The organism is Streptomyces himalayensis subsp. himalayensis, from assembly GCF_013778455.1.
Lineage (GTDB): Bacteria > Actinomycetota > Actinomycetes > Streptomycetales > Streptomycetaceae > Streptomyces > Streptomyces himalayensis.
Genome location: NZ_JACEHE010000027.1, coordinates 99,735 through 108,405, shown reverse-complemented (window position 1 = coordinate 108,405; position 8,671 = coordinate 99,735). Strand labels below are relative to the sequence as shown.

At 71.7% G+C, this 8,671-nt stretch carries 7 protein-coding genes; 5 read left to right on the top strand and 2 right to left on the bottom strand.

The annotated features are described in order from the left end of the window. Both H1D24_RS32670 and H1D24_RS32665 read left to right on the top strand, forming a co-directional pair. On the top strand, positions 1-348 hold a 348-nt coding region (locus tag H1D24_RS32670; protein ID WP_181661342.1), incomplete at its 5' end, for an acyl-CoA dehydrogenase family protein. Between the two features lie 191 nt (positions 349-539). Next, on the top strand, positions 540-1,439 hold the full coding sequence (locus tag H1D24_RS32665) for an acyl-CoA thioesterase (RefSeq protein WP_181661341.1): 900 nt from the start codon (positions 540-542) through the stop codon (positions 1,437-1,439). A gap of 40 nt (positions 1,440-1,479) precedes the next feature. Here the strand turns inward: H1D24_RS32665 and H1D24_RS32660 are convergent, their stop codons facing one another. Together H1D24_RS32660 and H1D24_RS32655 are read right to left on the bottom strand one after the other, a co-directional pair. Then, the gene (locus H1D24_RS32660; protein ID WP_181661340.1) at positions 1,480-2,277 is read right to left on the bottom strand and encodes a phosphatase; all 798 of its coding nucleotides are present in this window, start codon (positions 2,275-2,277) and stop codon (positions 1,480-1,482) included. Positions 2,278-2,361: 84 nt separating this feature from the next. Next, positions 2,362-4,107: a PucR family transcriptional regulator gene (locus H1D24_RS32655; protein WP_309484517.1), complete on the bottom strand. Its 1,746-nt coding sequence runs from the start codon at positions 4,105-4,107 to the stop codon at positions 2,362-2,364. A gap of 206 nt (positions 4,108-4,313) precedes the next feature. Between H1D24_RS32655 and H1D24_RS32650 the strand changes: the two genes are divergently transcribed. The 3 genes from H1D24_RS32650 to H1D24_RS32640 all read left to right on the top strand — a co-directional run bounded on the left by H1D24_RS32650 (position 4,314) and on the right by H1D24_RS32640 (position 8,652). After that, complete coding sequence (locus H1D24_RS32650) at positions 4,314-5,789, top strand: sodium:solute symporter family protein (RefSeq protein WP_181661338.1); 1,476 nt, start codon at positions 4,314-4,316, stop codon at positions 5,787-5,789. 179 nt (positions 5,790-5,968) lie between these two features. Beyond that, the gene (speB, locus tag H1D24_RS32645; protein ID WP_181661337.1) at positions 5,969-6,973 is read left to right on the top strand and encodes an agmatinase; all 1,005 of its coding nucleotides are present in this window, start codon (positions 5,969-5,971) and stop codon (positions 6,971-6,973) included. Further along, entirely contained in the window at positions 6,970-8,652 is a 1,683-nt protein-coding gene (locus H1D24_RS32640; RefSeq protein ID WP_181661336.1) for a thiamine pyrophosphate-binding protein, read from the top strand. The genes speB and H1D24_RS32640 overlap by 4 nt, the downstream gene beginning before the upstream one ends. Positions 8,653-8,671: the final 19 nt, after the last annotated feature.

Below are 8,671 nucleotides of genomic sequence, written 5' to 3'. Positions count from 1 at the left end.
TCACGGCGGCCCGGCCGTCCGCGCCGAATGCCTCGCCACTTCCAGAACACCAAGTTCGAGCTGGCCGCCTGCCAGGCCGAGGTGGACGCCGCCGAGGCCGTCGCCGACCGCGCCCTGGAGGCTCTCGACGCGGGCGAGCTGACCGCAGCCGAGGCCGCCAGCGCCAAGCTGTTCTGCACCGAGGTGGCCCACCGCGTCATCGACAAGTGCCTTCAGCTGCACGGCGGCTACGGCTACATGAACGAGTACCCGATCGCCCGCCTGTACGCGGACAACCGCGTCAACCGTATCTACGGCGGCACCAGCGAGATCATGAAGACGATCATCGCGAAGGACATGGGTCTGTAACGACCGCGGGGACGGGCGCCCATGCATGAAGGCATGCATGGGCGCCCGTAGCGGTCTCTGACGGCAGTAGAAGGGCCAGGTCACCGCCGCGTGACGGATGACACGCGATCGTCAGGTGATCTTCACCCCAATATCTACTCGCGGGTAACATTCGGGGGCCCGGCGTAACAAGAGGCTGGGAGACTCACAGCATGAGTCAGGCACTTCAGTCTCTCCTCGATCTGCTCGACCTCGAGCGGATCGAAGAGAACATCTTCCGCGGCCAGTCCCGGTCCGCCGTCGTCCCACGTGTCTTCGGCGGACAGGTCGCGGCACAGGCGCTCGTCGCCGCGGGGCGGACGGTCCCCGAGGACCGGCTCCCCCACTCCCTCCACGCGTACTTCCTGCGCATCGGCGACCCCGGCGCGCCCATCGTCTACACCGTCGACCGCATGAACGACGGCCGCTCCTTCACTGCGCGCCGCGTCGTCGCCGTCCAGCACGGGCAGCCGATCTTCGCCCTGTCCGCGTCCTTCCAGAAGTACGAGGAAGGGCTCGACCACCAGGCCCCGATGCCGCCCGCGCCCGACCCGGCCACGCTGCCCACGGCCGAGGAGCGGCTGCCCGTGTACGGGAACCTCGACCCCGAGGTCGTGGAGAGGCTCCTGGAAGCCCGGGCCGCGGTCGATCTGCGCTACGTCGACGATCCGCCGTACGGCAGGTACGGCGAGCCGCGTGCACCGCGCTCCCAGGTCTGGTTCCGCACCAACGGCAAGCTCGACGACGATCCTCCCCCGAACTCCGTCTGGGGGGACCCCCTGCTGCACATCTGCCTCGCCACGTATGTCTCCGACATGACGCTGCTCGACTCCGTGCTGCTCGCGCACGGGCGTGGCGGGTGGGCCGTCGGCGACGTGGTGGGAGCATCGCTCGACCACGCGATGTGGTTCCACCGGCCGTTCCGGGCCGACGAATGGCTCCTGTACGACCAGGAGTCGCCGACGTCGTCCGGCGGGCGGGGGCTCGGGCAGGCCCGGATCTACACGCAGGACGGGCGGCTGGCCATCTCGGTGATTCAGGAAGGGGTCATGCGGGTGCCGAGGCCGAGCTGACCCGGCGGGGGCGGGGCTGTGTCCCGCTCCGCGGCGTCGCTCACATCGTCTCGGTCAGGCCCGCCTGTGCCAGCAGGTACGCCGTCATCGGGTCGTAGTGGCGCGGGCTCGTGACATGGTCGTCCAAGGGGACCGTGACCTGGACGGTGCCCTCGGCCTCGCCGATGAACAGGGCCGGGTCGTTGCAGTCCGCGTAGCCGACGGAGTCGAGGCCGCGCTGGCCCGCGCAGCCCGCCCAGCCGTGGTCGGCGACCACCAGGTCGGGCAGCGGGCGGCCCTCCCGCTCCAGGCCGTCGAGGATCGCCGCCATCGGTTCGGGGGAGTGCGTGTGCCAGAGGGTCGCACCCCGTTCCAGCACCGCGACGTCCGCGAACTGCCAGACGTAGCCCCCGTCCGCCTCAAGCCCCTCAGGGATCACCACGATCTCGCACCCGGCGGCGCGCAGGGCGTCGGCCGTCGCACGGTGCACGTCGAGCAGGCCGCCCGGGTGACCGGTCGCGAACAGTACGCGCTGCTTGCCCACGGCGGCCTTGCGCAGCCGCGCCGCCATACGCTCCAGGGCGTCGACCGTGAGCTCCGGGTCGATGGTGTCTTGCCCGTGCCGGTGATGCGGGTCGTCGATGACGCCGCACCGCTCGGCCATCACCGCGAGCACGTCCTGCTCGTCGGTCCAGCGGTCGCCGAGCTCCAGGCCGAGCCAGTAGTGGCGGTCGCCGTTCGCGAGCTTGCGGTAGTGGGAGAGGTTGTTCTCGCGGGGAGTGGCGACGTCGCCCGCTATACGGGTGCGGACGAGGTGGCCGACGATGTCGGCGCGGCTGGGTGTCCCGGGTATCGGCATGGGGCCCATTGTGCCGTCGAGGGGCCGGATCGGCGGCGATGTCCCGAGCGCTGGGACGCGCCTCACGTCCGGGCCGCGCCCAGCTCAGCTCTGGCCCGTCTGCCGGAGCGCGAACCAGAGCTCCATGCGTACGTCCGGGTCGTCCAGGTCCCTGTCCAGCAGTGCCGCGCAGCGGGCGATGCGCTGGCGGACCGTGTTGCGGTGGACCGAGAGGGCGACCGCCGTGCGGTCCCAGCTGCCGTGCAGGGAGAGCCAGGTGCGCAGCGTCTCGGTCAGTGCGGGGCCTTGCGGGGTGCCGGTGAGCGGGGCGAGCAGCACGCGCGCGTGGGCGTCGGCTTCGTCCTGAGGGACGAGCGCGGCGAGCCCGGAGCGGTCGCTGTGCGGCACGAGCGCGGAACGGGTGGCCAGGGCACGGGTCAGCGCCCTGGCTGCCTGCGTGTCGGCGACGGCGAGTTCGTGTGCGCCGGACGGCGCGCTCACCCCGAGCGTCCAGCCGGGTTGCGCGGTGACCTGGTGGTCGGCGGGGACGAGGAGCCGTACGACGTCGTCGTGGGCGTCCACGAGGGCGGTGCCGAGCGCGGCGCCCAGCGCTGCGGCGCTGACCGGGTCGGTGGCTGCGCCCGCTGTGGCTGTGCCCGCTGGGGCTGTGCCGATCGCGCCTGGTGCGGCCATCGCGCCCGCTGCGCCGATCGTACTGATCGCGGCTGCCGTGTCTGCTGCGCGGCCGCCGGGTTCGCTTCCGGTAGCGCCGCACGCGCCTTCCGTACCGCCGCGTCGGCCGCTCGTACCGCTGCCTTGGCCCCTCGTACCGCTGCCGCTGTCCGGTCGCGCGTGCACCACCACCCACCGTTCGCCACCGAGCAGCGGCGCCACTTCCTCCGCTGCGGCGCCCAGCAGCAGTCGGACCAGCGCCGTCGAGCGGGCGGTCCCCGTGGTGCCCTCGTGTTCCCCGGTGAGCAGGGAGAGGAGGACCACGGCGACGCCCGCGATCGTGTGGTCGCCGGGTTCGCGGCGGTCCGTGGCGATGCCGAGCGTGAAGCCCTGGCCGCCGCCGAGCGCGTACGCGGTGAGGTGCGTGCCGGACACGGTGTCGGCGGCCGAGGACGGGCGCGTACCGGGGCTTCGTTTCCCGGGAGACTCCCCGGGCCCCGACGCCGCCCTGCCGGTGCCGGTATCGACCGCCGGCCGTACCACTCCGGCCAGCTTGGACAGGGCGTGCAGCGCCTCGCCGGTGGGCGGGCGTCCCGCCGTCGCCGCCTCCGTCCCGTCCGGGGCGAACAGCACGGACCAGCCCCCGAGGCGCTGCGCCAACTGGCGCAGAACCGCCGGTACCGGGTCGGGTCGGGCCGCCGCGACCGCGAGGCCCTGCTGGGCCTCGGTCACCCGGCGCAGTTCCGCGTGCCGCACCTGGGCCATCAGGCCCCACACGGCGCGGGCGACCGCACTGAACGTCGTCCGCGGAGGCACCTCGATCAGCGGCAGTCCGTACCGGTCGCAGGCCGCGATCAGGGCGCGCGGCACGGTGTCGTGCACCGGCGCCACGCCGAAGCCGAGCGCCGCGCCGCCCGCCTCGACGATCCGCGACACGTAGTCGTCGAAGTACGACCCCGTGCCCGCAGCCTCCGTGGCGTGCACGCCCGCCGTGAGCAGCAGCTCGCCGCCGAGCAGATACGGATAGGGGTCGGCCATCTCGGAGGTGTGGGCCCAGAGGATCATCGTCGGCTCGTCAGCGGGCGCGGGACCGGCGATCTGGCGCAGCCCGAGGTCCTCGCGGGCCAGCAGGGCGGCGAGCGGGACGGGCGGGGTCGGTGGGGCAGCGGGGTCCGGCACGATGGACGTTCCCTCCATTTCGTTTCGGAGGAATGGATGAAACGTACACTTCAGCGTCGTGTTCCGCCCACCTAAGGTCAACCCACGAACGACCCAAGCCATTAATTGAGGAACCACCGCGGCGCGTGACCAGGTCCGCGAGAGCGGGTGGGGGTACCTCCCAGCGGTAGCTGGGGGAGGGTTAGCCGCAAAGGAGTGTGGGCCGCATGGCCGTCGACTACACAGTGATCGTGGTCTATCTGGCCGGGATGCTGGCCATGGGCTGGTGGGGCATGCGCCGTGCCAAGTCCAAGAGCGAGTTCCTGGTGGCGGGCCGCCGGCTCGGCCCGACCATGTACTCCGGCACCATGGCCGCGATCGTTCTCGGCGGCGCGTCCACCATCGGCGGCGTCGGCCTCGGCTACCAGTACGGTCTTTCGGGCGCCTGGATGGTGTTCACCATCGGGCTCGGCCTTCTCGCCCTCTCGATCTTCTTCTCGGCCCGTATCGCGCGGCTGAAGGTCTACACCGTCTCCGAGATGCTCGACCTGCGCTACGGCGGCCGGGCCGGGGTCATCTCCGGCGTCGTCATGTGGGCGTACACGCTCATGCTCGCGGTGACGTCCACGATCGCCTACGCAACGATCTTCGACGTCCTCTTCGACATGAACCGGACGCTTGCGATCATCCTCGGCGGCTCGATCGTCGTGGCCTACTCGACGCTCGGCGGCATGTGGTCGATCACGCTCACGGACATGGTGCAGTTCGTCGTCAAGACCATCGGCGTGCTGCTTCTGCTGCTGCCCATCGCGGTCGTCAAGGCCGGCGGCTTCAGCGAGATGAAGGCCCAGCTGCCCACCGAGTACTTCGACCCGCTGGGCATCGGCGGCGAGACGATCTTCACGTATGTCCTGATCTACACCTTCGGCATGCTGATCGGGCAGGACATCTGGCAGCGCGTTTTCACCGCGCGCAGCGACAAGACCGCCAAGTGGGGCGGCACGGTCGCGGGCACGTACTGCCTCGCGTACGCGCTCGCCGGTGCCGTCATCGGTACGGCGGCCAAGGTGCTCTACCCCAAGCTGGAGAGCGCGGACGACGCCTTCGCGACCATCGTCAAGGACGAGCTGCCCATGGGCGTGCGCGGCCTGGTGCTGGCCGCCGCCCTCGCCGCCGTGATGTCCACGTCCTCCGGCGCGCTGATCGCGTGTGCGACCGTCGCCAACAACGACATCTGGTCGTGGCTGCGCGGCGCGGTGTCCCGTAAGGGCGAGGACCACGACGAGGTGAAGGGCAACCGCGCCTTCATCCTGATCATGGGTGTCGCCGTGGTCTGCATCGCGATCGCCCTCAACGACGTCGTCGAGGCGCTGACCGTCGCGTACAACCTGCTCGTCGGCGGGCTGCTCGTGCCGATCCTCGGCGGGCTGCTGTGGCGCCGCGGCACGGTGCAGGGCGCGCTCGCGTCCGTCGTGGTCGGCGGCCTCGCGGTCATCGGACTGATGTGGGGCTACGGCATCCTCGCCAACGAGCCCGTGTACTACGGCCTGCTGTCCTCGCTCGCCGCGTACGTCGTGGTGTCCCTGGCCACGAAGCCGACGGACGCGGCGGTCCTTGCGCACTGGCGTGAGCGGCTGGCGGGGCGGGGCGGCGAGGCCCCGGCGGAGGCCGAGGCGGCCGCGCCGAGCGCTGCGGGCGCCTGACCGCCCGACCAGTACGGCTCGCACCCCGCGGCCCCTGGTGCCCGATCCGTGCCGACCGGGACCGGCACCGGGGACTGTCAGTGGGCCGCGCAACACTTGACCAAGCAGATCCGTAAACCCGGATCCGCACGACCTGGATCCGTACCCCTGGGTCCGTACCACTTGGAGGAGTTCGACCGATGAACAGCACCGACTACCCGGTAATCGGCGGCGACGGCCAGCCCCGCGGCCCCGTCGACTCCTCCCGTGTGCCGCGGTACGCCGGGCCCGCGACCTTCGCGCGGCTGCCGCGCATCGACCAGGTCGAGGCCGCCGATGTGGCCGTCGTAGGTGTGCCGTTCGACACGGGTGTCTCCTATCGGCCGGGCGCCCGCTTCGGCGGCAACGCGATCCGGGAGGCCTCGCGCCTGCTGCGGCCGTACAACCCGGCGCAGGACGCGTCGCCGTTCGCGCTCTCGCAGGTCGCCGACGCCGGTGACATCGCGGCCAACCCGTTCAACATCAACGAGGCCGTGGAGACGATCGAGGCCGCGGCCGACGAGATCCTCGGCACCGGGGCGCGGATGATGACGCTCGGCGGCGACCACACCATCGCGCTGCCGCTGCTGCGCTCGGTCGCGAAGAAGCACGGCCCGGTGGCACTGCTGCACTTCGACGCCCACCTCGACACGTGGGACACGTACTTCGGCGCGGAGTACACGCACGGCACGCCGTTCCGCCGGGCCGTGGAGGAGGGCATCCTCGACACCTCCGCGCTCTCGCACGTGGGCACGCGCGGTCCGCTGTACGGCAAGCAGGACCTGACCGACGACGAGAAGATGGGCTTCGGCATCGTCACGTCCGCCGACATCTACCGGCGCGGCGCGGACGAGGTCGCCGACCAGCTGCGCCAGCGCATAGGCGACCGCCCGCTCTACATCTCCATCGACATCGACTGCCTCGACCCGGCGCACGCCCCCGGCACCGGCACCCCCGAGGCCGGCGGCATGACCTCGCGCGAGCTGCTGGAGATCCTGCGGGGGCTGGCCTCCTGCAACCTGGTCTCGGCGGACGTCGTGGAGGTCGCCCCCGCGTACGACCACGCCGAGATCACCGCCGTCGCCGCGTCGCACACCGCCTACGAGCTGACGACGATCATGTCCCGGCAGATCGCGGAGGCCCGCGAGGAGGGTGGGGCGAAGTGACCCACGACCACGACCTGGAGCTGCGCCCCACCGCGGCCCAGACCGAGGCCGCGCTCAACCCTCCGGCGGGCCGCAACGGCGGTGACCTCGTCATCGAGACACTGCAGGGCCTCGGCGCCACCACCGTCTTCGGGCTGCCCGGCCAGCATGCGCTGGGCATGTTCGACGCGCTGCGCCGCTCCTCGCTCCAGTACGTGGGGCTGCGCGTCGAGAACAACGCGGGCTTCGCCGCCGACGCGTACGGCCGGATCACGGGCGAGGCGGCGCCGCTGCTGCTGTCGACGGGTCCGGGCGCGCTGACGTCCCTGGCCGCGCTTCAGGAGGCGGCGTCGGCGAGCGCCCCCGTGCTGGCGATCAGCAGCCAGATCCCGGTGGCCGGGCTCGGCGGCGGGCGCCACGGCTATCTGCACGAGCTGCCCGATCAGCAGGCGTCGTTCCGCGGGATCGTGAAGTCGGTGCACACGGTGCGTACGCAGTCCCAGATCCCCTCGGCGATCGCCGAGGCCTGGGAGTCCGCGCTGACCGCCCCGCACGGGCCCGTCTGGGTGGAGATCCCGCAGGATGTGCTGCTCGCCGAGACGGCTCTGCCCGTCGTCACGGCGGTCGACGCGACGCCGCACGACCTGGTGCCGCGTCCCGAGCTGACCGCGGTGGCGGCCGACCTGCTGTCGCGCGCAGAGCGTCCCGTGATCATCGCGGGCGGCGGTGTCGTACGGGCCGACGCGTCCGGGAAGCTGCGCGCCCTCGCGGAGAAGATCCAGGCCCCGGTGGTGACGACCTTCGGCGGCAAGGGCGCCTTCCCCTGGGAACACCCGCTCTCGCTCCAGTCCTGGCTTGAGGACCGCCACACGACCGACTTCCTGGAGGACGCTGACGTCCTGCTGGTGGTGGGCTCGGGCCTGGGCGAACTCTCCTCGAACTACGGCACGTTCAAGCCGCGCGGCCGCGTCATCCAGATCGAGGCCGACCTCGGCAAGCTCGAGTCCAACCACCCGGCCCTCGGCATCCACGCGGACGCCCGCCTGGCGCTGTCGGCACTCCTCGAGACGGTGGAGGAGCGCCACGACCCGTCCGCGCCGGAGCGCGTGGCCACAGTGCTGGCGAAGGTCCGCGACCGGATCGCGTCCCAGGACCTCACCCTGGAGCAGCAGACGCTCGCCGCGGTGCGCGCCGCCCTGCCCGATGGGGCGCCCTCCTTCTGGGACATGACGATCCTGTCGTACTGGGCCTGGTCCGCCTTCGACGCCCGCCGGCCGAACACCATGCACTCGGCGCAGGGCGCGGGCGGCCTCGGGTACGCCTTCCCGGCGGCGCTCGGAGCGGCGGTGGCCGACCCGACACGCCCGGTCCTCGCTGTCTCGGGTGACGGTGGCGCGCTGTATTCCATAGCCGAACTGGCGACGGCGAAGCAGCACAACCTCAACGTCACGTGGCTGATCGTCGACGACGGCGGCTACGGCATCCTGCGCGAGTACATGACGGACGCCTTCGGCGAGGCCACGGGGACCGAGCTGACGCGCCCGGACTACGTGGCGCTGGCGGAGTCGTTCGGCGTCACGGGCATACGCACGACACCGGCCACTCTCGCGGACGACTTGGCGAAGGCCTTGTCGACCCCCGGCCCTTCGGTGGTGGTGCTCCCGGCGCTCCTGAGGATGTTCGCGCCGACGCATCTGTGACGACGCCAGGGCGGTTCCC